The sequence below is a fragment of the Balneola sp. genome (assembly GCA_002694685.1).
GTDB lineage: Bacteria > Bacteroidota > Rhodothermia > Balneolales > Balneolaceae > Gracilimonas.
Map to the genome: position 1 here is coordinate 304,636 of NZMW01000001.1, position 26,741 is coordinate 331,376.

At 39.1% G+C, this 26,741-nt stretch carries 23 protein-coding genes and 1 pseudogene; 13 read left to right on the forward strand and 11 right to left on the reverse strand.

The window, feature by feature from the left end; all coding sequences use genetic code 11:
- Positions 1-51: 51 nt before the first annotated feature.
- From CL667_01230 to CL667_01280, 11 genes are all read right to left on the reverse strand, one after another.
- Positions 52-2,988, reverse strand: a complete 2,937-nt coding sequence (locus tag CL667_01230; protein ID MAL16305.1) for a hypothetical protein — start codon at positions 2,986-2,988, stop codon at positions 52-54.
- 137 nt (positions 2,989-3,125) lie between these two features.
- Positions 3,126-3,605 (reverse strand): hypothetical protein, encoded by a 480-nt coding sequence (locus tag CL667_01235; protein ID MAL16306.1) that lies wholly within the window; start codon positions 3,603-3,605, stop codon positions 3,126-3,128.
- 75 nt (positions 3,606-3,680) lie between these two features.
- A complete protein-coding gene (locus CL667_01240) occupies positions 3,681-4,175 on the reverse strand; it encodes a hypothetical protein (protein ID MAL16307.1) in 495 nt (164 codons plus the stop codon).
- Positions 4,176-4,356: 181 nt separating this feature from the next.
- A complete protein-coding gene (locus CL667_01245) occupies positions 4,357-5,391 on the reverse strand; it encodes an NADH-quinone oxidoreductase subunit NuoH (GenBank protein ID MAL16308.1) in 1,035 nt (344 codons plus the stop codon).
- Entirely contained in the window at positions 5,392-7,128 is a 1,737-nt protein-coding gene (locus tag CL667_01250; GenBank protein ID MAL16309.1) for a (2Fe-2S)-binding protein, read from the reverse strand.
- Between the two features lie 69 nt (positions 7,129-7,197).
- Positions 7,198-8,484 (reverse strand): NADH-quinone oxidoreductase subunit F, encoded by a 1,287-nt coding sequence (locus CL667_01255; protein MAL16310.1) that lies wholly within the window; start codon positions 8,482-8,484, stop codon positions 7,198-7,200.
- A gap of 6 nt (positions 8,485-8,490) precedes the next feature.
- On the reverse strand, positions 8,491-9,033 hold the full coding sequence (locus tag CL667_01260) for an NAD(P)H-dependent oxidoreductase subunit E (GenBank protein MAL16311.1): 543 nt from the start codon (positions 9,031-9,033) through the stop codon (positions 8,491-8,493).
- Positions 9,033-10,325, reverse strand: coding sequence for an NADH-quinone oxidoreductase subunit D (locus CL667_01265; protein ID MAL16312.1), 1,293 nt, complete (start codon positions 10,323-10,325; stop codon positions 9,033-9,035). Before CL667_01265 ends, CL667_01260 begins: the two co-directional genes overlap by 1 nt.
- A 3-nt stretch (positions 10,326-10,328) precedes the next feature.
- On the reverse strand, positions 10,329-10,841 hold the full coding sequence (locus CL667_01270; protein MAL16313.1) for an NADH-quinone oxidoreductase subunit C: 513 nt from the start codon (positions 10,839-10,841) through the stop codon (positions 10,329-10,331).
- A 4-nt stretch (positions 10,842-10,845) separates the two neighbouring features.
- Positions 10,846-11,328: an NADH-quinone oxidoreductase subunit B gene (locus CL667_01275; protein ID MAL16314.1), complete on the reverse strand. Its 483-nt coding sequence runs from the start codon at positions 11,326-11,328 to the stop codon at positions 10,846-10,848.
- Between the two features lie 8 nt (positions 11,329-11,336).
- Positions 11,337-11,711 carry an NADH-quinone oxidoreductase subunit A gene (locus tag CL667_01280; protein MAL16315.1) on the reverse strand — a complete coding sequence of 125 codons (375 nt, stop codon included), beginning with the start codon at positions 11,709-11,711 and terminating at the stop codon, positions 11,337-11,339.
- A gap of 252 nt (positions 11,712-11,963) precedes the next feature.
- Between CL667_01280 and CL667_01285 the strand changes: the two genes are divergently transcribed.
- The 13 genes and pseudogenes from CL667_01285 (at position 11,964) to CL667_01345 (ending at position 26,736) form a co-directional block, all read left to right on the forward strand.
- Positions 11,964-12,527 carry a hypothetical protein gene (locus CL667_01285; GenBank protein MAL16316.1) on the forward strand — a complete coding sequence of 188 codons (564 nt, stop codon included), beginning with the start codon at positions 11,964-11,966 and terminating at the stop codon, positions 12,525-12,527.
- 3 nt (positions 12,528-12,530) lie between these two features.
- Positions 12,531-14,144, forward strand: coding sequence for a bacillithiol biosynthesis cysteine-adding enzyme BshC (bshC, locus tag CL667_01290; GenBank protein ID MAL16317.1), 1,614 nt, complete (start codon positions 12,531-12,533; stop codon positions 14,142-14,144).
- A complete protein-coding gene (locus tag CL667_01295; protein ID MAL16318.1) occupies positions 14,141-14,713 on the forward strand; it encodes a 5-formyltetrahydrofolate cyclo-ligase in 573 nt (190 codons plus the stop codon). The genes bshC and CL667_01295 overlap by 4 nt, the downstream gene beginning before the upstream one ends.
- Positions 14,714-14,760: 47 nt before the next feature.
- The gene (locus CL667_01300) at positions 14,761-15,483 is read left to right on the forward strand and encodes a hypothetical protein (GenBank protein MAL16319.1); all 723 of its coding nucleotides are present in this window, start codon (positions 14,761-14,763) and stop codon (positions 15,481-15,483) included.
- Between the two features lie 211 nt (positions 15,484-15,694).
- The gene (locus CL667_01305; protein ID MAL16320.1) at positions 15,695-16,825 is read left to right on the forward strand and encodes a hypothetical protein; all 1,131 of its coding nucleotides are present in this window, start codon (positions 15,695-15,697) and stop codon (positions 16,823-16,825) included.
- A 22-nt stretch (positions 16,826-16,847) separates the two neighbouring features.
- A complete protein-coding gene (locus CL667_01310; GenBank protein ID MAL16321.1) occupies positions 16,848-17,783 on the forward strand; it encodes a response regulator in 936 nt (311 codons plus the stop codon).
- A gap of 13 nt (positions 17,784-17,796) precedes the next feature.
- The gene (locus tag CL667_01315; protein MAL16322.1) at positions 17,797-18,990 is read left to right on the forward strand and encodes a hypothetical protein; all 1,194 of its coding nucleotides are present in this window, start codon (positions 17,797-17,799) and stop codon (positions 18,988-18,990) included.
- Complete coding sequence (locus CL667_01320; protein MAL16323.1) at positions 18,983-20,566, forward strand: hypothetical protein; 1,584 nt, start codon at positions 18,983-18,985, stop codon at positions 20,564-20,566. Before CL667_01315 ends, CL667_01320 begins: the two co-directional genes overlap by 8 nt.
- Positions 20,559-22,187 (forward strand): annotated as a pseudogene (locus CL667_01325) (hypothetical protein). Before CL667_01320 ends, CL667_01325 begins: the two are co-directional and overlap by 8 nt.
- Before the next feature lie 72 nt (positions 22,188-22,259).
- Positions 22,260-23,819 (forward strand): hypothetical protein, encoded by a 1,560-nt coding sequence (locus tag CL667_01330; GenBank protein MAL16324.1) that lies wholly within the window; start codon positions 22,260-22,262, stop codon positions 23,817-23,819.
- A 29-nt stretch (positions 23,820-23,848) separates the two neighbouring features.
- Complete coding sequence (locus CL667_01335) at positions 23,849-24,133, forward strand: hypothetical protein (protein MAL16325.1); 285 nt, start codon at positions 23,849-23,851, stop codon at positions 24,131-24,133.
- A gap of 42 nt (positions 24,134-24,175) precedes the next feature.
- Entirely contained in the window at positions 24,176-24,682 is a 507-nt protein-coding gene (locus tag CL667_01340) for a hypothetical protein (protein ID MAL16326.1), read from the forward strand.
- The gene (locus CL667_01345) at positions 24,679-26,736 is read left to right on the forward strand and encodes a hypothetical protein (protein MAL16327.1); all 2,058 of its coding nucleotides are present in this window, start codon (positions 24,679-24,681) and stop codon (positions 26,734-26,736) included. The genes CL667_01340 and CL667_01345 overlap by 4 nt, the downstream gene beginning before the upstream one ends.
- The last annotated feature ends 5 nt before the right edge of the window (positions 26,737-26,741 follow it).

Below are 26,741 nucleotides of genomic sequence, written 5' to 3' on the forward strand. Positions count from 1 at the left end.
CAAAAAGTTAAGAACTTGGAGCAGATGTGCCCGTTAATAAATTGCAATAATTTAGGTGATATTTTCTACTGCAGTGTTATCCTGCCTTTCAAAAGTAAGTTCAAAGAATGTACCTGTGCTATTATCATCATAGGTATAAGAAGCATCAATCTGTTCACTAAGTACACGTATAAGATGAAAACCTAAAGAGGTATTAACGTTTGTATCAAAATCCTCGGGAAATCCCTGCCCGTCATCTTCAATAGCGATTGTTATTTTGTTGTCTCTTTCTTTAAGTGTGAATGTGATAGTACCTTTTTCAAGGTTTCTGAAGGCATGCTTATAGATATTCGTCATTACTTCATTCACAATAAGTGAAGCGGGAATAGCCTGATTAATGTTTAGGTTGATTGATTCACAGTCAATGGAAACATCAACGATCGCTTTTGTTCTAAGCGTCTCCGATATATTTTCTACTAGTTTTTGAAGGGTATCAGAGAATTCGAGTTTTGAAAAACTTTGTGACTGATAAAGAAGTTCATGAACCGTTGCCATTGTTTTGATTCGTACTACGCTGTCAAATAACTTGGCTTGAAGTTCAGCGTCTTCGGTGTCGTAAGCCTGAAGCTGCATCATCCCTGAAACGACTGCAAGATTGTTTTTTACCCTGTGATGGATTTCAGAAAGCAATGTTTCTTTTTCGGAAAGGGAGGCCTGAATTTCTTTCTTTGTGATTACCTCTTCGGTCACATCTTGGATAGTCCCAATCATTCGTATAGCCTTTCCATCATCATTTCTGATTATATATCCGATTTCCCGAACATGCGCATAATCACCTTCTGCCTTTTTCAGGCGATACTCATAAGTCCAGTGATTCATAGATTCATCTTTGAGCGTGAACTTCAACTCTTCCTGAACTTGATCAATATCTTCTGGGTGAATTTTTGTAATCCAGTTGTTAGCTGAATCATACATCTCTTTAGGATTGTACCCAAAGAGGATGTTTAGCCCATCTCCCCAGTGGATGGTATCATTTTCTGCATCCCAGTCATAAATAGCATCTCTGGTAGCTTTAGTTACATAATGATATCTCTTTAAGCTTTCCTTGAGCTGACTTTCATACTTTTTACGTTCGGTGATATCCGTTAATGAACCTATAATGGATTTTGTTTCCCCATTAACTACATAGGGGGCTTCATTAACTTCAACCCAGATGATTTCATCTTTAGCAGTCCGCAGCTCCAATTCGTAGGGCGGCTGAGTTTTCCCTGTTTCAATAGCTTTTTGAGTAACCTTTATACCTTTAGCGTTGATCGGGTGGTCGGTAACAAACTCCACCCATCTCTTTTTAGCCTCTTCAGGTTCCAAACCTAGAAAGTAGCTCGATTGTGGGCTTACATAATTTAGAATGCCTTCCGTATCATGGGTATAGAACATATTGGTACTATGCTCTACAACATTACGGTATTTTTGCTCGGCAGACCTTAATTCCTCCCTCATCAATTTCTGTTCGGTTATGTCTTGAGTACTTCCAAAAACCCGAACACATTTACCATTTATGGTTTCAGGCGTACCCACGACACGCACCCATTTTTCATTCCCCTTAGCTGTTTCAATCTTTAGTTCGAGATCAAAAGAAAGGCTCTCTTCAATAGCTTGCTGCACGTTTTCGGAAATTTTTTGCCTGCTTCCATCTTCCAGATAAAAATTAACAGCTTCTTCTAAATTTGGTTCATAGTCAGCCGGGACTTCATGGAGTTTTCTGACATATGGAGACCAGTAAAGCTCACTATTTTCAAGATCAAGCTCCCAGTTTCCAATCTTTGCGATCTCGTAGGTTTCCTCTGTTAGTTGTTCAAGCTCTTTCTTGTCAGAGATGTCAATCATTAAGCCTCTTATTAAGTCAGGCTTTCCTTCTTTCCTAATCACGGTAACCACGTCATGGATCCAAACGTATTCACCGGTTGACTTTTTAAAGCGATATTCGAAATCGTGATCTAGTCCTTTAGAAGTTTCTCTTCTGCAGTATTGAACTACTTCTTCACGATCCTCCGGATGAATAGAGTTTTCCCATAATCCGGGTTCTTCAATCCATTCCTTGGGTTTATATCCGAAGATCTTCTTTGATTGTGGGCTTACATATGTAAACTCAAAAGTATCAGCTTTTGCTTCCCATACTACGCCATTAATTGTTTGTACAAGAGACTGATAAAGTTGTTTAGTTTCCTTGAGTTTATTTTCAGCTATTACTTTCTCTGTGATATCCCTGAAATTATCGACAATTCCGGCTATGTCAGGGTCGTGCAACATATTCTTGATGGTTCCAGAACACCACCTCCAGTCTCCATCTTTATGCCTCATTCGTGCCGGTTCAACCTGTATAGGAACTCCGGGTTGTTCTAAGGACTTCATGATTTCTGAACTCACAATTTCCTGATCGTCAGGATGTATAATGTTTGAAACATCGAAGTCCATAGCTTCATCAACCGAATACCCCAAAACTCTGGATATTGAAGGAGATACATATTTAGCAGAACCTTGTTCATCCAAAATGAAAACGACGTCATTACCTTGTTCAACTAAGGTTTTAAATCGAATTTCAGAAACAACTTGCTTGGTGATATTGGATACGGTATTGATGATGAACTCAATCTTTCCGTCTTCACCAAATACAGGAGCATTGGTTACCCGAAAGTATTCTTGACTATAGCTTCCATCATCCTGCAGAATATCATACCGCACCTTTTTTATTGAATGCGTTGCTTTGGTCTTAATAACTTCTCTAAAAGAATTCTTAAAGAGCTCAACTCCGGAAGGTTTTTCTTGAGCCGGATTTTCAGGAAATTGCTCAAAAAGTGATTCTCCTATCAAATCCTTTTCATTCTTTTGGACCATTTTTAGGTAGGCATCATTCATCTGAATAAAAGTAAAGCTGGGATCATCCGCTCTTACTATGGTAGTAGGAACTGGACTAGCCTTAAATATCTTTATTATCTGATTTTTATCCATTGATAGGAGGGAAGAGTTTTCTTTTTTTGTAAGCCAACGTCGGAATATATAAAATGAAGAATATAGGTGTTAGTGACAAATTGAATAAAAAAAGCCACCTCGCAAGAGGCGGCTTTTGATGTTAATAGAGTTTAAGACTAGAAATAAAACGATGCAGAGACTCTTACAACCGTACCAATATTAGTTGGTGAGTCACCAACCCGACTGGTTAAACCAGCATCTGCACTAAGACTGAACTGATTAGAAAAGAAATATTCAGCCCCATAACCGGCACCTATATTAAAGTTAGTATTTGAGTTATTGGTATTGTTGGAAGAAACATTAGTAATTCCAAGAGTACCTGTCACATAAGTAGCTAGAGCTTCAGAAATGCCGAAATAGTATCTTGGACTAACTCCAATGTTTAGGCTGGTAGTAGAGTTTTCTGTAGACTGGAACCCAATATAAGGTGCTAAAGAAAAGCTTTCGCTGAGCATATACGGTAGTTCTATATTGGTCTGCCCGCCAATATTAGCTCTTATCCCCAGATTATTTTGCTCAGGGAGTGTTTGAGCCTGACATACAGATATTGAAAGTAAAAGTGCTAAAGTTGTCGTGTAGTATTTAAACCACTTCATTAGTGACTCCAATTTTTTAGTTAGATTATAAATAACCCCAAAAGTCTTTTAACTAAAAAAGATAGTTTTGAGGTTCTATTCTATATTGTATAACTCAACAACTTGCTCATAGTTCCGATAATCAATTCCCTTGGTTCTTATTACCTCAGAAGGTGGAATAGCAATTACCCTAAGTACATCACCGTTGAAAAGCTCAGCATTGCTACGGTTGTTATTTGCCACTTCGCCTTCTAACACTAAGCTAAAGTTGTTTATATCGAATAAGTAACGCAGGTTAACCAAGTCATCATCGAAGGGTACAGAGTAAGGCAGGGCATGCCAGGCTGTTGTTCCTTCAAACCGGATGTAGCCTAAAACTAAGCCGTAGTCTACCATTTCTTCATCCAGGTTATCCCAGCCATATTCAGCTACAGAAATAAATTCATCTTCGGGATCAAAGTCATTTTCAGAAATTACGATCGTACTGGAATAGACTAAGTCAACGTCACCTTCCACATCGTTATCGTAAATAGTACAGGAAGAAAAGCTGAATAAGAGGGTAATGATTAATAAAGACTTTAGGGTTTTCATAACAAGCTCCTTTTTATTTGGTATGATGTTCAATCAAGAACTTGGATGAGAATAGAAAACGCAGGCTTAATAAAATATCGCATCTTTAGGTTAGGCAATTCATGCGATAGGTGATGAGGGAAAGAGAAATAAAAAAAGCCGGAAATCCGGCTTTTTTAATAAATAATAGATTTGTTTCTGATTATAACCAGTGTGTATATGCATACATACCCAATGCAATCAACATGAAGTTGAGGATGCTCAGAGGCAGTAATCTTCCCCAACCAAGCTTCATAACCTGATTGTACTTGAATCTCGGGATCGTCCAACGGACCCAGATGAATACAAAGCACCAGAATATAACCTTCACTGAGAATACAGATACATCAAGAATTCCCTTCAAAAGAGGATCTAATTCTGGTAGCCAGTAGCCTGCAAAAGGGAGGTGGTAACTTCCAAAGAAGAAGGTGGTGATTAGAATACTTCCAATGAATACGTGCATGTATTCAGCAAGGAAGAACATTCCGAATTTCATTCCTGAATACTCCGTGTGAAATCCACCAACTAATTCTTGTTCAGCTTCCACAAGATCAAAAGGAGTTCTGTTGGCTTCAGCAAAAGCAGCAATAATAAATATGACTGCACCAATTGGGTTGATGAAAAAGTTCCACAAGTGTTCCTGTGAAGCAGCGATTTCAACTACGCTTAAAGAGCCTGCCACTAATACAACCGAAGCTACGGCCATTCCCATAGGAAGTTCGTAACTGATCATCTGTGCTGCAGCTCTAAGACCACCCAGTAGGGAGTATTTACTGTTTGATGCCCATCCAGCCAAGGTTACTCCGTATACTCCGAGAGAAGCCACAGCAAGAATGAATAAAACTCCAGCATTAATATCAGTCACATAAAGACCTTCACCAAATGGTATAACCGCTACAGACATTAAAGCTGTAATAACAGGGATCATTGGTGCGACAGCATGAAGTACTTTATAACCCTTTGAAGGAGTTACGTCTTCTTTTAGAAGAAGCTTTACAACATCAGCTATAGGTTGAAGAAGACCAAAAGGTCCAACTCGGTTAGGTCCAACCCGGTTTTGAATAAATGAAGCTATACGTCGTTCAGCGTACACCAAAACGGCGGCTGAGTTTAAATAAGTAATCACTCCGATCGCTAATACAGCTACCCAGGTTGGGACAAATAACAATCCAAAAATATCAATTCCACCTGTACTCATCTATGCAGTAGCCTCTTCTTTGTTTGAAGCATTAAGATTAATACCCATCTCGTTATCCATTCGCTCATAATTCACTGCTTTAAAGGCAGGTATACTTGATGCGATTTCTTCCATAATTTCCCGAGGTGCTCCTAAGGAAACATCTAATCCCATTCGTTCAGCTAACTGATTCATAATATCCCATGCAGGTGCACAGTCTACTTTGTTGTCTTCAGTTACCCAGTTATCAAAATTAGTACCATAGCGATCTAAACGTCCCTGAGACATTTCAAGATCCAGGCTTCTGTGGGTGTATTTAGTTTCTTTAGCAGGGAAGGAGCGCTGGATGCGACCATCTACGTTTACATAACTTGCTGCATGTTCTGCAATACAAGTTACCGGAATTACCAGATCAGCAACTTTGCCGGTTTCGCATTCATTTGTTGAAAGTAAAATGCTGAACTTACCTGATAGATCATCTGCAGAAAGCACTTCACGATCTATCAGTTCATCAGAAAGTATAATAACTACTTTAGCGTCTTTAACTTCAGACTTGAGATTTGAAGTTTCTTCAAACCCAAGAAGCTTAACGCCCTGTGTGTTTGGAGCCTGATCGTCGGTCAATAATAAATCATCACCAGCTCCTTCAACGATATGAGGAGCAAACTTAAAGTTATTGACTCCCCAAAGATTGAATACCTTCATTAAGGCATAATTTTCTTCAACTGAAGCATGAGCGCTTCCAACTACCAAAACATCTTCTGGTTTGTGAGATTCTAAGGTCTCGGCAAAAGTCTCAATAGCATTATTCCAAGAAGTTTTGGTCTGATTGTCTCCGTCCAATTTAATTGCAGGGCGGGAGATTCTGTTTTCATTAAATCTGCGATAAGCTGCACGGCCTTCATCAGGCATCCAGTGGTCATTCACTTCACCATTATATCTTGGGGTGATGCGAAGTACGAGATTATCCCGGGTCCAGAGATCAATATTGGTTCCTTTTCCGTTTGTGATATCGATACTTGGGGTTTGATTCATTTCCCAAACACGTGCTTTAAATCGGAAATCAGTAGAGGTGAGAGCTCCAACCGGACAAATATCGATGGTATTCATTGAATACGGATCATCAAACTCACGTCCCGGAGCTGTAATCGGGTAGTTCTTATCACCACGAGCTGTAATCGTCAGCTGATTGGTTTCACTAATTTCTTCCGTAAACCGAACACATCTAGTACAATTAATACAACGCTCGGCATCAAGCGTAACTCTTGGGCCTAACTCAACCCGTTTTGGCTTGTGTTGTTTCTTAACTTCGAAACGACTGCCTTCTGGTCCATACTTATAAGTTTGAATTTGAAGTGGACATTCACCTGCCTGATCACAAATAGGGCAATCTAACGGGTGATTGATAAGAATGAGCTCCATGGTATCTTTTTGAGCTCTGGCAACTTCTTCACTCGTTTCCTGAGTGTGGACTACCATTCCATCTTGCATCTGCATGGTGCAGGAAGTCTGCATTTTTGGGAACCAGCGTATTTCACGCTCACCGTTTTCATCCAGCTCGTATTCACCGGTTTCACGGTTTTTAACTGGCGTTCCCACCTTTACATAGCACTGACGGCAATTAGCCGGTGCACTCATGGATGGGTGATAGCAGAAGAATGGAACTTCTTTACCATTATCTAAAATGAATTGAAGCAGACCTTTATCGTAGCCTTCTTCAAATTCGTATCGTTGTCCGTCTATAAATATTTCTGGCATAATTTCTTTATTAAAACCACAGAGTTCACAAAGCTTAGTTGCTTTCCCCGTGTTCTTTGTGGTTAATCATTAAGCAACTGCATGCGCGCTTTTTTTACAGCGAGCTTCAAATTCATCTCTAAAGCGATTGATGGTATGACGAATTGGCCATGCTGCGGCATCAGCCAGAGCACAGATTGTTCGTCCTTCCATTTGAGTAGTCAGATCAAGCAAAAGATCTAAGTCCCTTAATTCACCATCACCGTTTTTAATTTTCAATAAAATCTTTTCAGCCCAACCGGTTCCTTCACGGCAAGGAGTACATTGACCACAAGACTCATGGTGATAAAAGTGAGAAATTCTCCAAAGAGCATCAACCATGTCTGTTTCTTCGTCCATCACTATCATACCGGCTGTTCCCATCATAGAACCCGCTTCTCTAAGAGAATCAGCATCCATAGAAACACCGTCTAGCTGATCGGCTCGAAGTACTGGTGTAGAAGAACCTCCTGGAATCAGGGCTTTAAGTTTTTTCCCGCCGCGAATTCCCTGAGCTACATCATCAATGAGTTCCAAAACAGAGACACCCGATGGCAATTCATAAACACCAGGTCTATTTACGTGACCGGATATTCCATAGAGTACAGGACCTGGATGGGATTCTTTACCGATCCCTTTAAACCATTCCGCGCCATTATTAATTATTCCGGGGACGTTGGCAAGTGTTTCAATGTTATTGATGGTTGTTGGGCGTCCCCATAATCCTTTCTGAGCAGGGAAGGGAGGCTTAACACGTGGATATCCACGCTTACCTTCTAATGATTCCAGCATTGAAGTCTCTTCGCCACAGATATAAGCACCTGCTCCGTAAGTAATCTCAAATTCAACACTATAATCGGTTCCAAAAAGGTTTTTACCAATATAGCCTTTGTCTCTTGCATCCTGTAGAGCTTTTTCCATCATCTCTACCCAATCGATATACTCACCACGAACATATACATATATAGTAGTGATTTGCATAGCATAAGCTGCTATCAATGCACCTTCAATAAATAGGTGTGGATTATACTCGAAGATTTTTCGGTCTTTGAAGGTACCAGGCTCAGACTCGTCACCATTACAAGCGAGGTAGCGTGGCCCGCCATCAGGTTTGGGCATGAACGACCACTTTAGTCCGGCATTGAAACCGGCACCGCCCCGACCTTTAATATTCGCTTCTTTAACTTCATTAACTACACTTTCCGGTGTCCACTCGTTACCCTTCACTACCTTTTCGAGTGCTTTGTAGCCACCATTTTTGGTGTAAACATCAATTTTCTCGAGGTTGGGAATGTCGGGAATAAGTACCGGTTCAAAAGATTTCCAATCAGAAGCCATAATTACTTAAATATTTCTTTTTTCGAGGAGGGGCATTCCTACAGATTCAAATTCAGGCATTTTATCATCTTTCAGGTCGTCAATAACCTTATCTAATTTTTCTTCAGTAAGATTGTTGACGTACACATCATTTGTAATCTGCATCATCGGGGCATAGCCACATGCACCGAGGCATTCAACAGACTGAATACTGAATTTACCGTCTTCAGTAGTTTCTCCTGCTTTAATACCAAGTTTGTCCTCCAGATAATGAAGCATATCATACCCACCGCAAAGCTGACAACTGGTAGTTGTACAGACGTCGAGAACGTATTTACCTTTTCGCTCTTTATAATACTGTGTATAAAAAGTAGCTACTCCATGAACGTGAGATTCGGGGAGGTCTAGTGTCTTAGCAACTAATCGCTGAACACCAGGTTCAACATGTCCGAATCTATTTTGAGCTACCCAAAGCGTTGGCAGGGTAGCGGGCATTACTTCTGGAAATTTTGCTTTAATAGCTTCTATTTCCTTTAAATCTTCTTTTGTGAACTCGTAAGTTTCTTCCATTATTTGTCTGCTTCTCCCAATACTGGGTCAACTCCTCCAATTATTACTACAGTGTCGGCAACCATTTCTCCATCCAGCATATTCTCAAGAACCTGCAGGTTTCGGAAAGAAGGCGCATTAATTTTAAGCCTCCATGGGTGTCCTGTGCCGTCACTCTGAATAAAGTATCCTAATTCACCTTTTGGTGATTCAACTGCATGATAAACTTCTTTACCTGCCGGAGGGCAAATACCAGTGTCTGTCATCATGAAGTCATGAATCATTCCTTCCATTGAGTAATAAACCTCATCTTTAGAAGGGTAGGCTTGTTTAGCATTGTTAGCTCTGATAGGTCCTTTAGGCATCTTATCAAAGCACTGATTGATAATCTTGATACTTTCAGCCATTTCTTCCATTCGAACAAAATAGCGAGCAAGATTGTCGCCTTCCATTCGTGTAGGTACTTCAAAATCTACCTCATCATATTTGAGGTAAGGCTTTATAATTCGTTGATCAACGCCATAGCCAGCTGCTCTTAAAACAGGTCCGGTTGCGCCGATGTCTAAAGCATTTTCTGTTTTTAGAATGCCGACATCTTTATTACGATCAATAAAAATTCGATTTCTGTCTAAAAGTCCATGCCAGTCTTTTAATTCTTGCGGGAATTTTTCAACAAACTCCTTAATTCGAGCAACAGCATCGTCTGTAAAGTCATTAGCTACTCCACCAATTCGGGAGTGAGAAACAGTAAACCTGTGACCGGCTACCTCATCAAAAATATCATAAATCTTCTCACGCTCTCTGAATGTCCATATAAAGAAGGAGATTGCTCCGGCATCCATTACCATTGTTCCTAACCATAAAAGGTGGGAGGAGATGCGAGCAAGCTCACAACAGATCATACGAATATATTGAGCTCGTTCAGGGACTTCAACTTCAGCTAGTTTTTCAACAGCGAGACAAAGCGCAACGTTGTTGCTGTAGGGAGAGAGGTAATCCATGCGATCAGTATAAGGCATGAATTCCTGATAAGTCTTATTCTCCGCAATCTTTTCAACACCACGGTGAAGGTATCCTATATCAATTTTCGTCTTTTCAATAAGTTCACCACGCAGTTGGAGAATTAGACGAAGCACTCCGTGAGTAGCAGGGTGCTGAGGTCCCATATTCAAAACCATCTTGGCATTGAGTGGGTCTTCACTGTCAATCTCCTCAATAGTAGTGTGCTTATCTTCGAGGCTTTGATAGATGCCTCGTTGGTGTTCTTTAAAAAACTTGGGATCAACCTTACTATTAATGTCTTTGAGTTTCATGCCTTACTCCGTATCTGGTGTTGTGTTAGGCAGCTCAATGGAACCGGGGATTCCCAACAATGGAAATTCTTTTCTTAGTGGAAAGTATTCAAAATCTTCTGGCATAAATATTCTTCTGTGGTCAGGGTGACCTTCAAAACGAATACCAAACATATCATAAGCTTCACGCTCAAGCCATCCTGCAGCTTTCCATACGGAAGTAGCTGTTTTAACAACTGGGTTTTCTTCTTCAAGCCGGATCTTAACAAAAATACGATCCTGTGTTCGAAGGTTCATGATATTATAAATCACTTCAAAGCGTTCGTCAGAAGTATATCGGTCAGTTCCGACAATATCGCATAGAAAAATGAAGTGATGCTTATCTTTTAAGTAAGTAAGGATATCAACGATGTTATTCGCTTCCACCCGAATGTATGTATGGTCACAAGACTGGTAGACTTCGATCAGGTCTTCTGAAAAATCAGAAGACAAACCATCTACAACTGCTTGTTCAGTTTTGTTTAATTCTAAACTCATATTCTTAGGTATCTAATAAAACAGAGTGCTCAGTTTTAATTTTGTCCTGAATCTTCATTAAGGCATGAAGTAGGGCGTCGGGGCGTGGCGGGCACCCAGATACGTATGCATCTACAGGCAAATAATTATCTACACCCTGAACTACGCCGTAGCACCGATGCATTCCTCCGGTTGAGGCGCAAGCACCCATTGCAATACACCATTTGGGATCAGGCATCTGATCCCAAATTCGGCGAATAGCGTGTGACATTTTATAAGTCGACCATCCGGCCACAATCATAACATCACTCTGCCGTGGAGAAAAACGCATTACTTCTGATCCAAAACGAGAGGCATCATATCGAGGTCCGGCGAAAGCCATCATCTCAATAGCGCAACAAGCGAGACCCATTGGCATCGGCCACGCAGCGTTAGCGCGAGCCCAGTTTGTGAGCGAGTCAATTTTAGTAGTAAAAAATCCTTCACCAAGTGCTGATTCAATTCCCATGGTATCAATTAAGCTTTAAAATGATTTAAGTCCCAGTCTAAGGTGCCTTTCTTAAGTGTGTAAAGAAGGCCTACAAATAGTATTACAATAAATATCATCATGGATACAAACGTTCCGAACCCAAGTTCTAAATACCGAACTGCCCATGGATAAATGAATACAACCTCAAGGTCGAAGACAATGAATTCCATAGCTACCAGATAAAAACTGATCGAATAACGATCTCTGGCTTCCCCTACAGGATCCATCCCACTTTCATAGGGATTTAATTTTGTTTTATTGGGGCGAAAGGGCCCAAGTATTTTAGAAAGAGTTAATAGAACTGCTGCTAAAGCTACAGCTACAACAGCAAGGATTAAAATAGGAAAATAATTTTCGAGCATGTATCTGAAATGTTCTCAGTTAATAGGCTGAAAAGTTAGCCTCAATGTTACGCAATGTCAACGAAATCGGTTGAGAATATAGGCTTTATTTGAATTTTTATGGAAGAAAAAGATTTAAAATTGGATAAACTTTTTTATATCGAATAAAGTTGGTTTAATAAATCAGTCGGTTTAAGACTTAAATAAAATTCGTTACCTTCTAAATTCAACCTGCAAAAGCATATAAAAGGTGTAGATTTGAGTAAAGTACTGATGGAGATTTTAGGACTATCAACGAGTCCAAGCAGTGGTGGTGCGTATGCATTAATATTAACAGAGGCTGAGGGCAACCAAAGGTTACCTATTATTATTGGTTCCTTTGAAGCTCAGGCAATTGCTTTAGAGCTCGAAAATATAAAACCGCCCCGCCCCATGACTCATGATTTGCTGAAAAATTTTGTTCTAAGTTTTGATACCCAAATCAAACAAATTTATGTAAATGATTTATCAGAAGGCACTTTCTTTGCTCAGATTATTTATGAGCGTGATAATCAGTTGATAGAGTTAGATGCCCGGCCAAGTGACGCAATTGCTTTGGCTGTGCGCTTTAATGCACCAATATATGTAGACAGTAAGATTCTTAAAGAAGCCGGCATCAGTACTGAGCCGGAAGCTCAAACTTTGGAAGAAGCACTCAATACTGAAGAGGAAGTTCCCGGCCAAAAAGAGTTATCACAGGTAGAAAAGCTGGAAGAAGAACTTAAAACAGCTATTGAAACTGAAAACTATGAAAAGGCGGCAAAAATCCGAGATCGCATTTCAAAAATGAAAGGATAAATTTTGGACATATCTGGTTGTTCGTTTAGCGAACTTTCTTATTCAACACTATTTAACACATACATTTCTAATTTCGATAAGCTGAAGGCTTTTTACCCGTTTAATCCACTTTCATCAGTAGATATGGAAAAGCGGGCAAGTAGCTTAGAATCTTCTGTATATAAAACAAACTATATTTCAGCTTTGGCAAAGTACCACGAGGCATTGGGTATTGAAGACTCCCAACGGGACCAACTCGATAAACTCTCGAAGAAAAATGCCTTAGTAATAGTTACCGGTCAGCAGCTTGGTGTTTATGGAGGGCCGCTTTTTACGGTTTTCAAAACAATGACTGCTATTTTATTGGCCCGAAAGTATGAAGAAGAATTAGGGCGTCCGGTAATACCTGTTTTTTGGCTTGCTGATGAAGACCACGACTTCGAAGAAATTGCCTGGACTGGAATAGTTGGCCGAAATGATTTCAGTAAGATTTCTCTCAATCAACAGGGTAAAGAAATCCCTGTGTCTGAAGAACTAGTCACAGATCAAATTGAGGAGTTCAAATCAAAGGTTAAGGAAGAGCTGTTTGATACTGACTTTTCTGAAGCTCTTTTAGCACAACTCAATACTCATTATAAAACTGGTAATACACACGCTCAAGCTTTTGCCGGGCTTATTAATTCTTGGTTTGCTGGGGAAGGGCTTTTGATTGCAGGAAGTAACTTTGAACCAATCAAAAAGCTGATTGCTCCAGAGTTTATTACATCCATAAGCCAATCTGATTCTATATTTGAATCTTTAGAAAGCAAAAGTACTGAGCTCGAAAAGGATTATCATCGGCAAGTTATGAATGGCGATTCTAACCTTTTCTATCTGTCGGAAGATGCTGGCAGAATCAAAATTCACCATAGTAATGGAAGGTGGTCAGCGGGGGAGTTAGACTGGACGGAGCAAGAACTGCTTCAATTAATTGAAAGTAACCCAGAAAGATTTTCGCCAAATGTATTTCTGCGTCCAATTATACAGGACAAATTACTACCAACGCTTGGGTATGTAGCGGGGCCCGGAGAACTCGCCTATTATGGTCAAATGAAAGAGTTATATGAAGAATTTGATTTAGAGATGCCTCCAATCATACCTCGATTTACCGGAACTATTATAGAATCCGGAATAACCAGGATTTTGGATAAACTTCCATTTGAGTTTCCTGATTATGGAAAGCGAATCGAAGATCTCGAATCCGAATTTGTAGAGCAATCTGAGAGTGCTGATATCGAAAAAGTTTTTTCAATCTGGAAGGATAAACTCGATGCTGCTGCTGAGGATCCCCTCAAAGTTATTAATGAAATTGACCCTACTCTAGATGGGACTGTTGGTAAAACGGTAGCTGGTTTCTCAAATGAATTGGACAAGCTGAAAGGGAGAGTTTACCGATCGATCAAAAAGCAGGAGGAAATTCAAATCAACAGGATCGAAAAGATTAAAGTAAATCTATTTCCTGATGGCGGTTTACAAGAGCGATCTGTTTCACCCGTTTATTTTATGAACAAATATGGTTTAGATATTTGGAATCAATTGATTTCCGAAATTGAAAAGGAAGGTTTAGATCTTACTAAGCATCACTTAATTGAACTATGAGTTCTAAAGCCAACAAGCAGAAGCTAAGAGATAAAGTACTAGAAGAGCGAAGCCATATCTCAGAGGCAGTGTGGCAGCAAAGTTCACATAAGATAATTGAAACTCTTCAATCAACTGATTTTTACAAGGAAGCGAAAGTAGTTCATACTTATCTTTCACTAAATAGTCGGCGTGAAGTTGCTACCGATCCCTTGATAGAAAGTTTATTTAATTCCGATAAAAGGGTAGTGGTACCAATTACTCATTTTCAAAGCGGAACCCTCACTCATACTGAGATTGATTCTACCTCCGAATTAGAAGCAAATAAATGGGGAGTACGAGAGCCCAGAGACTCAGATAATTTTGATATAGCTGAGTTAGACCTCATCATCATTCCATTGGCAGCTGCTGATAGAAAATGCAACAGGTTAGGGTATGGAAAAGGTTTTTATGATCGCTTTCTGAAAAAAACAAAAGCAAAAAAAGTGGGCTTAGTATTTAGCGACTTTCTATTTGATGAAATCCCCACAGAAGAGTTTGATGAAAAACTGGATGTGATAATTACTGAAGAAGAAGTGATTTTCGCGTAACAATGAACTAATTTCTGCGTAGGTTTTCACGGAGGAAAAAAATAATTATGGCTGACCAAACAAAAACAAGATCTGGATCACAAACAGGAACTGCTTCGCTTGAGTTTAATGAGTTCGAACTCAACTCAACTATGCAAGAATTTCTCAAAGAGGAAGAAAAGGATACTGGAAAAAGTATTTGGAACATCGCGACTATTTCAGGAATGGTAATGCTATTTATGGCTATTACTTTTTTGGTGCAGTGGGTTGGGCTTCCAATCGGTGAAGGACTTTCAAATTTCGTTTCTGATGCTATTGTAGGTCTTCCAATTATTGGTGGTGCTTTGATTACTTTGATCGGTTTTGGGTACTTTGTAGGTGATAGAAAAAGGGAAAGAAGAGAGAAAAAAGCACGCCGTAAAGCAAAATCAAGTTCCTCTAAAACGTATTCAGATATACCCGGTTCTGAGGATAAAAGCTATTCCGGTTCAAAACTAAACAACGCTCTTGATTCAAAATCAAATTCAAACAGCAGAAGTAGCACTTCAAGCGGCATTGATAGTTTTGGATATCGTCATTCAAAAAGATTAATGAAATCCAGATCTGACAAGAAATGGGCAGGAGTGTGTGGAGGCTTGGCGAAATATTTTGGTATAAGCGCTACTGTTGTTCGTTTCATCTTCGTTGCTGCTTTCTTTATGGGGTGGGGGGCTAGTCTCCTTGTTTATTTTGGCCTATCTCTTGCTATGCCTAAAGAGCCTGTAGATATGATGGATGATTTTGATTACTAGCAATGCCATTTGCTGAATAGAGTATTCTATTCTTACTTATCTATTCTATCACAAAAGACTTACATTTAGATATTTACGGCAAGACTTTCTCAGTAGAGGAAGTCTTTTTTTTAATTAGATCTAATTCACCCTTTGTTTAAATAGTTGTACTATTTCGGCTCGTCATTTATTAGTTTAAGCAGAACCCCGAATTACTTAGAATTGCTTACTTTTGAACCCAGAAAATAGCTTACTTTTAATTGTTGATGATACTCCTGCCAATCTTAGGTTATTGTCTCACGTTCTGTCAAAGGAAGGTTATGAATTTGTTGAGGCCACAGATGGTAATGAAGCTTTAGAAATGGCTGAAAAGCATGTGCCGGATCTAATTCTACTAGACATCATGATGCCGGGAATGAGTGGCTTTGAGGTTATAAAAAAGCTCAAGGAGAATGAATTGCTTGAAGATATACCCATTATATTTTTGAGTTCCCTTACAGAAACAGATGATAAGGTTGAAGGGTTTAGATCTGGTGGAGTAGATTACATAACAAAACCATTTCAGAAAGAAGAAACGCTCGCCAGGATAAAAGCCCATTTGCAGATAAGATTTTTGCAAAAGCAACTAAACGAGCGCATCAACATCCTCCGTGAAAGAGAGGTAGAGCTAAGCCGGTTGAACCAAAAAAAGGATGACCTTGTAAGAACAGTTAGTCACGACATTAAGAATCCTTTAACTGGTATTATTGGCTTGGTTAAGCTGATGAGGGATAGTGATAAGATTTCTGCTGAAGAGCAAAAGCAAATGCTATCCGTAATTGAAGATAGCGGCAATAATTTATTAAACCTGGTTCGAGACGTTTTAGACCGAGAAGCTAAGGTGGCAGAGTCTGAAGAACTGGATTATTCTGAAGTTAAAGTAGGTGAATTACTTGCTCGGGTTATTTCTATGAATAAAGCCAAAGCAATCGTTAAAGACATAAATCTGGATTATTCGATTAAACCAAGTGGTTTCAATGTCTTAATCGACCAAATTAAAATTGAGATTGTTATTAATAATCTGGTAGCAAACGCATTGAAGTTCACTCCCTCTGGCGGGAGTATTAGTGTAGAAGTAAGTAAAGAAAAGGATGTAATTAAATTTGAAGTCCGTGATACAGGAATAGGTATTCCAGAAAAAATGCAGCATGATTTATTTAGGGACCCAAAAAAATCTTCAAGACTGGGCACCAGTGGCGAAGTTGGAACAGGTCTGGGTTTAGATATTGTTCAATTATATGTTGAGCTTCACAAAGGTAAAATCTGGGTCGAATCTACCTTAAACAAAGGAACCTCTTTCTTTATAGAAATTCCCCAACAATAATAAGCGAAAACTTGAGCTAAATATGAATTATAAGGTTTTAGTAATTGATGATGATAAGCCCATTCATTTCATGGTCAAAAGCCTCTTAAAAAAAGAATTTCAAGTCTTGAATGCGCATGATGTTCAGGAGGCTATCGATATATTATCAGAAACACATGTAAATCTAATTTTGTCTGATATCCATATGCCGGGTATTTCAGGTTTAGAGTTTTTGGAATCCATTCGTCTTGATGAGAAAAAGAAGAAGATTCCGGTCTTAATTATGACCAATTTACCTACGGTAGAGAAGGAACAAAAAGCCTATGATCTTGGAGCTGCTGACTTTATCAAAAAAGAGTTGCTCAATAATGACAAGGAAAAAGTCCTCGAAATAATCAGGATGAAGATAGTTACTGATGTAAGAGTTGATGGGCTTGATGAAGATCAATCAAAAAAGAAAGATCGCTTGGTTATGAAGCTGATGGAAACAGCGATTACCGGCTCTTTTCCCAAAACAGTTGAAACTTTATGCGAGGGACTAAATGAAATTGTTTCAACTAAATTCACAGGTTTTTGGATGGTTCATGGTGATCAAACAAATGCCCTTCACCTCAAAACAGCAAATGCTAACAACCCTGAAAATGCTGATGACTTATCAAAAGAAAAAACGTTTGAGCATTTAAAAGAAAGCAAAGAACCATATCTAAGTAATCATGTATTTAAAGAAGACGAAGGCTTCTTTGTAGATTATTCCAGAGAAGAGGGGCTTGCCGCGGAGATTGGTGTTCCTCTTTTTGCAGTAAGTGAGCGCGATCTGCTTATGAATAATATGAAGATCCCTGGTGATGCAGAGATGTTTGGAGTTCTTTTATTGAAGAGATCGGTTCTGTTCTCATCAACTGAATTTGAACTTGTATCAAGGCTGATCAAGCAGTCCGGATCTATTCTCTACAGACTTTTTAAAAAGGCTAACTCCTGAACTCCAATCATCAATGAACATTCTGCTAATTATAGAAGGAACGTATCCTTGGTACAGAGGAGGGGTCAGCGAATGGGTCTACCAGTACCTGACACACCTTTCAGGATTCCAATTCACGATACTGCAGATTGCCACTGATGAATTTCATGGACTTGATCCCGAAGACGCTTTATACCCTCTGACAAGTAATGTGAAGAAGTTTATCCGTATTCCGCCACCACAAATAGAAGGCGATTATGCGGAGTACTTGAAGACTTGGTTTGAATCTATTTCAGTAGATAAACTTATTTCTGAAGAAGACTTTCATACAGTTCATGTTACAAATACCGGGTTTGCCGGATGGTTAGGCTCTAAAATATCTAAGTCTTCCGATGTTCCCATGCTGCTAACCGAGCACGCTATTTATTGGAAAGAAGTTGAGATGGGAGCCGTTGCCTTGGAGTGTGGCTACAAGATTCCTGCTACTACTGAAGAAAAAAGCAACACTATATCAGCTTTTAAAGACTTCGCCTCATTTACCTATTCTAATGCCGCACAGATAGTTACGGTTTCTGAATCTAATATTCCATACCAAAAAGAGTTAGGTGCTTTAGATATTGAATATATCCCAAACGGCATCCCTTCATCATGGCTTACTGCTGAGAAGGAAAGAAAGTCCAAGCCTGTAATAGGTTGGGTCGGCCGATGTGCTGAAATGAAGAATCCATTAGCTTTTTTTGAATTGGTAGATCAATTCAGAGAAGCCGATTTAAGTCCTGAATTCACAATGTTGCTCAGTGACGCCAATGAAATAGCACTCGAAGCCAAAGTGAGAGAGCGGGCTGAACAGTATCCGGAAGTCGAGTGTATCTGGAATCAATCTGCAAAAGAGTTTTTTATTGATTTCGATTTTTTAGCCATAACAAGCCATAATGAATCACAACCACTCGTTATGCTTGAAGCATTGGCAAAGCGTGCCTTGCCTGTAGGATTTCGGGTAGGGGATTTGACTGAAAAATATGGATTGGTTATAGATAAAGGGGCTTCATTTGGAGACCTGGCAAATGAAATCGCGGTTCTGTGGAGCCAAAAACCCATGTTTGAGAAGTTTGTAGCTGAGCGTTACAACAGAGTTAAGCAAGAGCATACCTGGGAACATATTTTTAATATCTACAAACAGTTGATTGTAGAAGTATCGGATATGGAGGCGATTTCTAGCATTGAGTAAAGAAAAGCCATTTGTCTTATTTGAAACAGAAGGCTCGTATCCATACAGTGGGGGCGGGGTTTCGACCTGGTCTCATATTTTATGTACCGAACTAAGAGAGAAAGTAGATTTTGAGTTATTGGCGATAACGGGTAATCCATATGTAGAGAGTCGCTATCGCCTCCCGGATAACATTAAAAAAATTACCCACATCCCGCTTTGGGGCGTTGATGAGCCATCAGATTATTATGATGATCGCCACCCATTCTCACATCAAATTGAGAAAAAAGCGAGAGCCACCAAGGCTGCTACACAAGATTATTTTAAACCTATTTTTGAAGATTTCATCAATTATCTTTTTGACCCTTATGGTGATGTTACCAGAATAAGCGATATTTTATATGGGCTTTGGAAATACTTCCAAATACATGATTATAAGCAGACGCTACGCCAGCCTTTGCTTTGGACTGAATTTAAGCAGTCGTTGATCAATTATTTTGAAGAGAACGATATGGCTTTTCACGAGCAGCCGAGGGTTTTCGATATTACTTTTGGAATGCGTTGGCTCTATCATTTTTTAATGCCTTTAGCCGCTCCAATTGATAAAAATATTGATGTAACGCATGCTACATTAGCTGGCTTTCCAGCATTAGCATCAATCGCTGCAAAGTATGAATATGGGATACCAAGTTTGGTTACAGATCATGGAGTCTACATGCGCGAACGCCTGATCAATGTTGGGCAAGCAGACATGCCATACTTTTCTAAACGATTATTGGTAAATATGTCGGCAATGGTAAGTAGATCTGTATACTACACTGCAGATCAAATATCTCCTGTTACTACTGCAAATAAAGAATGGGAGAAGCGGTTCGAAGCGGCTGACGAAAATATCTTCCCAATCTATAATGGCGTTAATACGGACCTCTTTAAACCTACTCCAAAACCAAATCATACCAGAGATACTCCAACAGTAATTGCAGTAGCACAGGTTTTTCCGCTTAAGGATATTGAGACTATGATCCGTTCAGCTGATTTAGTCCGGAAAGAAATACCTGAGGTACAATTCAAAGTGTATGGAAGTTTAGAAGTAGATCAGGAGTATGTACAAAAATGCAGGAACCTGGTTAAAGAGCTTGATTTGGAGGAGACGTTCCATTTTGGTGGGTTTCATGATCAGCCAAGTATGATTTTTAACGAAGGTGATATTTCTATTCTAACTTCTATTTCTGAAGGGTTTCCCTATACCGTGATTGAGTCGATGAGTTGCGCACGACCGGTTGTTGCAACTGATGTAGGAGGGATTAAAGACGCCCTTGAAGGTTGTGGAATACTTTGTAAGCCTAGAGATCCTCAGGATATTGCAAACGGTGTTGTAAAGTTATTGAATGATGATGATCTGCGACTCGAATATGGCAGAAAATCTCGAGAAAGGGTCTTACTGACATTCACTACAGAGAAGTCAGTGGATGCGTATTATGACTCGTATATGAGATTGTCGGCAAAGGAAAGAGATCCATGGAAAAACCGGATTCAAGTGGAATCGGTACTGAACTTTTTGGAATACCTTGAAGAGGAGGAGTTCAGATATGCTTGATCAGGTTCAAACAGAAGAAGTAACAGAAGCAGAAGCTATAGGGTTAATTACCGAGCAGGTTTATGATTTAATTGGTAACCCGATTAGTAAATGGGCTGTTGCTGCAACTATTGAATCATAGGTTGTTAGAGATATTGATGCCCGAACAGATTACGGTTACGACTCCGTTTTTGATCTTGCTGATGTAGTTTATAAACGGATTAAAAAGAAAGTCTATGATGATTTAGACAAGGATGAAGACGACCATGATGAATTTAATTTTGGTGGTTATAGAAGGACATTAAAACTCTTTGCCAAGTTCTACTCAGCGGGAATGGTTTTCTCCTTACCGATGATTAGCCAGATTGTTGCTATTATCATTTTTGAATACGCCCTTTGGGCCTGGTTTGATTTTAATGAAGCACAAGCAACAGTTGTCGCATTAGGAACTATAATTGCTTTTATACTTACAGGTGGCTTTATACAGACCTTAGGTCGCTTAGTATCAAAGTATAAAGGGGAGGAGAACTATTATTTAGCTGCAAAGGCATCCTGGTCTGTCCTGAAAATAGCTATCCCTTTTATACTACTTTCCGCTGGAGCCATTTTTTGCTTAAACCTGATACTTCCGTTCTATCCACAGCAGCTTATCATTCTATCAATGATGTATATGGTGCTTATATCGCTGCTTTTGTTGTCTGCAGCGGTATTGTTTGCTTCAGAACAACGAACAATGATTTTGTTAAGCATTCTATTAGGTACCGTTGTTGTGATTTTTGGGATGGACTTTGCTGACTTTGGTATCTATATCTCACAGTGGCTAGGTATTGCTACAGCCACCATCATAATGGGGGCTTATTCATACATGTATTATCGATTGAAGATCAGAACACTGCGTCAAGAATTATTCAAGCAGTCATTGCCTGAAGCTGAAGTGGGTTACTATAACACTTACCGATATTTTATATATGGTTTCTGCTACTTCACTTTTCTATTCATGGATAGGATTTTAGCTTGGTCTGCAGGGCCACCACCTCCTGAATATATCATCTGGTTCAACACGCCTTACGAACTTGGAATGGATTGGGCATTGATCAGCTTGGTGATTACAATAGCAATGCTTGAATACAGTATCTATTCTTTTTCGTTGAACTTAATTCCTGCTCAGAAGAAAGCAATCGTCTCCAAAATTAAACTCTTTAACCGTTTTTTCAGACGATTTTACATAAAACAAATTTTACTTCTTTTGTTCGTAGGTGGAATATCTATTTTATTAACCTATTACGGAGTTCTAAGTTTGAGAGTATTTGAAAACGAAGTCCCCGAAATAGCTGATTTCTTTGAGAATCCAATGACTTTCAAAGTATTTTGGTTAGCCAGCATTGGCTATCTGTTTTTAATTTATGGTCTTTTAAACAGTTTGTTCTTTTTCACACTCAATAGGCCGGAAATGGTTATGTACTGCATGATCGGCGCATTGTTTGTAAACTTTATTACCGGTTATTTATGCAGCAGAATCTTTGGATTAGAGTATGCTGTAATAGGCCTAATTGTCGGATCTCTTGTATTTGCAATATCTACGGGTATTCTCGCAAGGCGATTTTTTAAACATCTCGATTACTTTTATTACTCAGCATTTTGAGGTAGAACTATGATTAAAGACGTCAAAAGTTATATACATGCGGTAGGGTCTCGGCTCAGCAAAGCCTTTTCCATGGAAGAGTTTGACTCTGAAGAACAACTTGAATTCTGGGAGCTTTCAGCAGAACATTTTTCGAGAAAAGAAACTCCGGCTTTCAGCGATATTGTTGCATGGATGGATTTACTCTATCGAGCTCCTGTTCACTTCATTTATAAAGCAGAAGAGAATAAACTGATACTGCATCGCCGACACGTAATCACAAAAAACATACTTAAAGAGAAGAACGAAGAACGCCCTGCACACAAACAAACTCCTCAGCAGAAAGAATACATAAAAGACTTTGAGTACCAGCTTCAGAACCTGGAAAAGAAAATGGATATGGATGATGTCTTTCTAGAACAGGGTATAACATCTCATTCTATAGGGCAATGTGAACATATTCCGCTTTTCACAAAAGGTGGAGATTTATGGGGGATTTACTGCGCTGGCCCATACACAAAAAGTCCGGATCAAATAACCCCAAAATTATCCATTGTAGGTAGAATTCTTGCAAGCTGGTTAATAAGCCTCGATGAAGAAGAGGTTAATCCTATCAAAGAGTATGAACAAAAAATTCAAACGGTAGTTGATGACCTTGGTACCGGTAAGTTAAATACTGAAGGTATTGCTCAAATAATCCTTCGATATGTTGTACATGGGGGAAAGACTAAAACTGGTTGCGTGGTAGAATTCACAGAAACCGGCCAAAAGTTACTGGCATCCATTGGAATGACGGAAGCTGTAGCTGCTCAATTTTCCGCTGATGCTGAAAGTTCACTATTTGAGGTTAAGGGTGACAACGTCCAACCCACAAAAACTGGAAAAGCCTTTCTTGATAAGTGGGGCAAAGAAGTAGAAACCATTTATTTCAATGGCGAACACCACTCAGGCTATATGCTGGTTGAGAAACCCACAGAGAAAGCTTCTTTTGATTTTTCCGGCCTTATTTCGAAGATTGGGATGTCGCTGGCTAATATTTTTGATTATCGTTTTAAAAACGAACAGTTCTCAGATCAGTTAATAGAGGCCTATTACAGTATGCTCAGGAGTATTGAAAAGAGCCGTGAAAAGACAAAACATCACACTCCTCGGATGATGGCTTTTGTGCAGCGTTTTGGGATGTTCTTTGGGCTTGAAGACGACGAAATGAAAACCATAATGCTAACGGCCAAACTTCACGATATCGGCTATGTTGGAGCCATTAGCATCGAATCAGCTAAAACTATCGGGGGTGAGTTATCTCATCCTTTGATTGGTGCTAATTTAGTGGAACATCTTGCTATTGAAAGAGAGGTAGTTGAGGGAATAAAAACGCATCATGAATGGGTAAATGGTAATGGAACTCCAAGTGGACTTGAGAGCGAAAGCATACCATGGACCGGTAAGATTGTTGGTTTGTTTGAATATGTCGTTGATTTTGTTGAGACGCATGCTGATGATAAATCAAAATCTGATGATGAGTGGATGGAACTCTTATCAAAAGGGCTAATGGAAAGGGCTGATATTGAATTTGATATGGTTTTGATTCCCACTGCAATCCAATTGTTGCAGGCACTTGGGTGGGAAGGTTGTGTGAGCCTTGGTGTTGAATAATGCGTATAAAGCTTTTATCAGGATTACTTATGGCTCTTCTGCTCACACAATGTAAAAGTTCAGATTCCAGTACTTTTTCAGTTCCGGATCATACCCCTTTTGGTGTTTGTTACGCTAAAGTTACGCCTGAACAGGTCGATAATTATGGTATGGTGATAATTGAACCTGATTTCTATTCAAAAGAGGAAATGAGCGCATTACGCTCAACAGGTACTAAAATTATTGCCTATGTCACTTTAGGTGAAGTAGATGAGAACCGCTGGTATTTTAATCGACTTAAAGAAATTGGATTTGTTGGGAAGAATGATAATTAGAATAGCTACTTCATTGATTTAGAAAAAAAAGAATCAAGACAATTGATACTAAATGAAGTTATACCTGAGATTATTGCTAAAGGAGTGGATGGGCTTTTCCTTGATACGATTGATGCCGTATCACCGGTTACAGAACGTGGACATCTTCAGCCCTATATGGTGGAGATGATTGAAGGCATACGAAAGAATTATCCAAATAAAGTGATTATCCAAAACGCAGGAGTTTTCTTGCTAGACAGAACCAAAGATGATATTGATGCCTTTCTTACCGAGGCGTTAGCTTCTGACTATAACTTTGTTAGTAAAGAGTATTCTGTTCGCACTGCTGAGGATTTTAATGATCGCCTGACTTACCTCAATTACTATGCCGGGCAAAGCAATAAACCATTCTTCATAGTTGGCTTTGCTGATTCTGACATAAAAAGAAAACAACTGACTACCCGGTTAGATACTCTTGGAAGACCATATTTTATAAGTAATATCGGGTTGTCAAAATTGCCGATTCAACCAGACTCAATTACTAATAACCTGAAAGTTAAAAAGGAATGAGTTACGATTTTCAGGCAATTTTTTCGGTCATAAGAATAACCGTAGGGTTTCTCTTTGTATTTGGGTTTATAACACCACTCTTTTTCAGCTATGCTGGTAAAAAGAAGGGTATAGATCGTGTTATTTTTTCCTGGGTGGGTCTTGGTGGACTGATAATTACTGCAATTTTTATTCTTGTCACCCTCAATATTTATGATTTTATAAGCGTTCTATTTTGCCTTTTGATGATACCTCTGCTTATAAAATTTTTCCAGCGCTCATGGGAGGGGAATTCTATTGTTGATATTTTTACGATGGGTGAAAACAGGGTAGTAGCTACTCACGTGAAATTTATCGAAAAAATCAGGAGGCTAACCCTTCAAGACATAAAAGATAAATTTCTAAAAAAACCTTCCCTCAATTACGAAAGTCCCTATACCTTCGCTGCTATTCTGATTGGAATAGGTGCTTCTATTCTGCGGGTTATTCCATCAATAAGTAATTCATCACCATTTACAAGAGCTTGGTACTTCGAGCTTGATGCTGTTAAAGCTCTAAGCCTTCAAGAATATTTTACTGGATATCCTGTACCTAAAGGAATGCATTCTATGATTCATTTCTTTAGCACGATCACTCAGGTTAGCCCGGAAATGATTCTTCACACTATGGGTGGGCTAATAAGCTTTTTCCTAACCATAATTATTTTCTGGTTTGTTAAAGATTTAACAAGGGGTAAACATCCATCAGCAGCACTTTTTTCGGCACTGTTGTATGGAATTTTCCCCACTCTATTTATTCCTATTTCCTTGGAACTGGAATCCGAGTTAACAAGTCTATCATTCGCAATGTGTTTTGCGTTGCCGACGATGCTTTTCTTCTTCCGGAATATTCGTTCTGGAGGGAAAACCCCTTGGTTTTATATTTATGCCGGTATTGCTGCAACGGCACTATCTGATTTGTTTGTTCTATTAATGGTATTAATACCATTTTTGATAGTTGGACTTATTTCTATTCCGAGAAAAAATCTTTTTAATCGGTTTACTAGAATTTCATCGAGACTTATCCTCGTAATAGCCTTGTCTATATCTCCCTATATTCAGTACTGTCTGGCTCACAGAATTAACATAGCCAATTTCTTTCAGGATCAACTTTTCAATACGCAAGTATTCAGTTTTACCCCAAATCTAATTATTCCCATAGAAGATCTTAGCGTAATCTATATACTTGTTGGAGGGCTACTATTACTTGGATATCTAGCTCGATTCTTTGTTCAAAGTAAGGACAGAATCGGAGAGGAAATCTCATTCCTGATCCTGTTTCTTATCGTATCATATATTTACACCCCATATTTTAATTACCAATATATTTATGTTGATCCGGATCAATTAAACACTTTTTATGGAGTGTTAATCTGTATTTTTGCAGGACTTCTACTGTACTCAATTCTCATTTTCATTGAATGGGTGATTGCATCATCAAAAGTAATAACTCCATATTTAGCACCGTCGATGGTAGTAGGGCTGGCAACCTTGTTTCTGTTTTTACAAAGTGGAATTCAGGTTAGTAGAATTCTCCCAACAACCCAACCAAATGGTTTTTTTGATGCTTATTATAACATCATCAATGAAAGAATTCCTTATACATATGCCACTGTTGGGCCAGAGTTAGATCGTGAATTAGCTACTAACAGACACTTTTTCATGAATTACCAATACTTTCTTAATAACTACGGTGCTATAGATTCCTTATATCAGCAATACTTAACGGTTCCAGTTGACGAGCGTTTGGATACCGAAGAAATTCCACCAGCTAGTATTTTCCTCTTTGTTGAAAAACCGCCATATGGCTCTATTCAGCAGGGTATCTTATATGATGCACAGGGAACTATGCGAGATCTCGAGCAGTGGTTAGTTTCTTTTAGAGAACTGGAAGACCGGGTACTGGAAGTCTATCATGAGACAGAAGAAACTATTGTCTATGAAATTATAAATCGTGAAGGCGAATCTAGCATCAGTGGTGTATTAAAGAACATATATTCTACAGAGGAGGGACGTGCTGCGAGGTTATTCAAATAAGGTTG

Coding starts and splice junctions, on each gene's coding strand:
- CL667_01230 (MAL16305.1), bottom strand. CDS start 2,988: ATGGATAAAAATCAGATAATAAAGATATTTAAGGCTAGTCCAGTTCCT.
- CL667_01235 (MAL16306.1), bottom strand. CDS start 3,605: ATGAAGTGGTTTAAATACTACACGACAACTTTAGCACTTTTACTTTCA.
- CL667_01240 (MAL16307.1), bottom strand. CDS start 4,175: ATGAAAACCCTAAAGTCTTTATTAATCATTACCCTCTTATTCAGCTTT.
- CL667_01245 (MAL16308.1), bottom strand. CDS start 5,391: ATGAGTACAGGTGGAATTGATATTTTTGGATTGTTATTTGTCCCAACC.
- CL667_01250 (MAL16309.1), bottom strand. CDS start 7,128: ATGCCAGAAATATTTATAGACGGACAACGATACGAATTTGAAGAAGGC.
- CL667_01255 (MAL16310.1), bottom strand. CDS start 8,484: ATGGCTTCTGATTGGAAATCTTTTGAACCGGTACTTATTCCCGACATT.
- CL667_01260 (MAL16311.1), bottom strand. CDS start 9,033: ATGGAAGAAACTTACGAGTTCACAAAAGAAGATTTAAAGGAAATAGAA.
- CL667_01265 (MAL16312.1), bottom strand. CDS start 10,325: ATGAAACTCAAAGACATTAATAGTAAGGTTGATCCCAAGTTTTTTAAA.
- CL667_01270 (MAL16313.1), bottom strand. CDS start 10,841: ATGAGTTTAGAATTAAACAAAACTGAACAAGCAGTTGTAGATGGTTTG.
- CL667_01275 (MAL16314.1), bottom strand. CDS start 11,328: ATGGGAATTGAATCAGCACTTGGTGAAGGATTTTTTACTACTAAAATT.
- CL667_01280 (MAL16315.1), bottom strand. CDS start 11,711: ATGCTCGAAAATTATTTTCCTATTTTAATCCTTGCTGTTGTAGCTGTA.
- CL667_01285 (MAL16316.1), top strand. CDS start 11,964: ATGGAGATTTTAGGACTATCAACGAGTCCAAGCAGTGGTGGTGCGTAT.
- CL667_01295 (MAL16318.1), top strand. CDS start 14,141: ATGAGTTCTAAAGCCAACAAGCAGAAGCTAAGAGATAAAGTACTAGAA.
- CL667_01300 (MAL16319.1), top strand. CDS start 14,761: ATGGCTGACCAAACAAAAACAAGATCTGGATCACAAACAGGAACTGCT.
- CL667_01310 (MAL16321.1), top strand. CDS start 16,848: ATGAATTATAAGGTTTTAGTAATTGATGATGATAAGCCCATTCATTTC.
- CL667_01315 (MAL16322.1), top strand. CDS start 17,797: ATGAACATTCTGCTAATTATAGAAGGAACGTATCCTTGGTACAGAGGA.
- CL667_01330 (MAL16324.1), top strand. CDS start 22,260: ATGGAAGAGTTTGACTCTGAAGAACAACTTGAATTCTGGGAGCTTTCA.
- CL667_01335 (MAL16325.1), top strand. CDS start 23,849: ATGGCTCTTCTGCTCACACAATGTAAAAGTTCAGATTCCAGTACTTTT.
- CL667_01345 (MAL16327.1), top strand. CDS start 24,679: ATGAGTTACGATTTTCAGGCAATTTTTTCGGTCATAAGAATAACCGTA.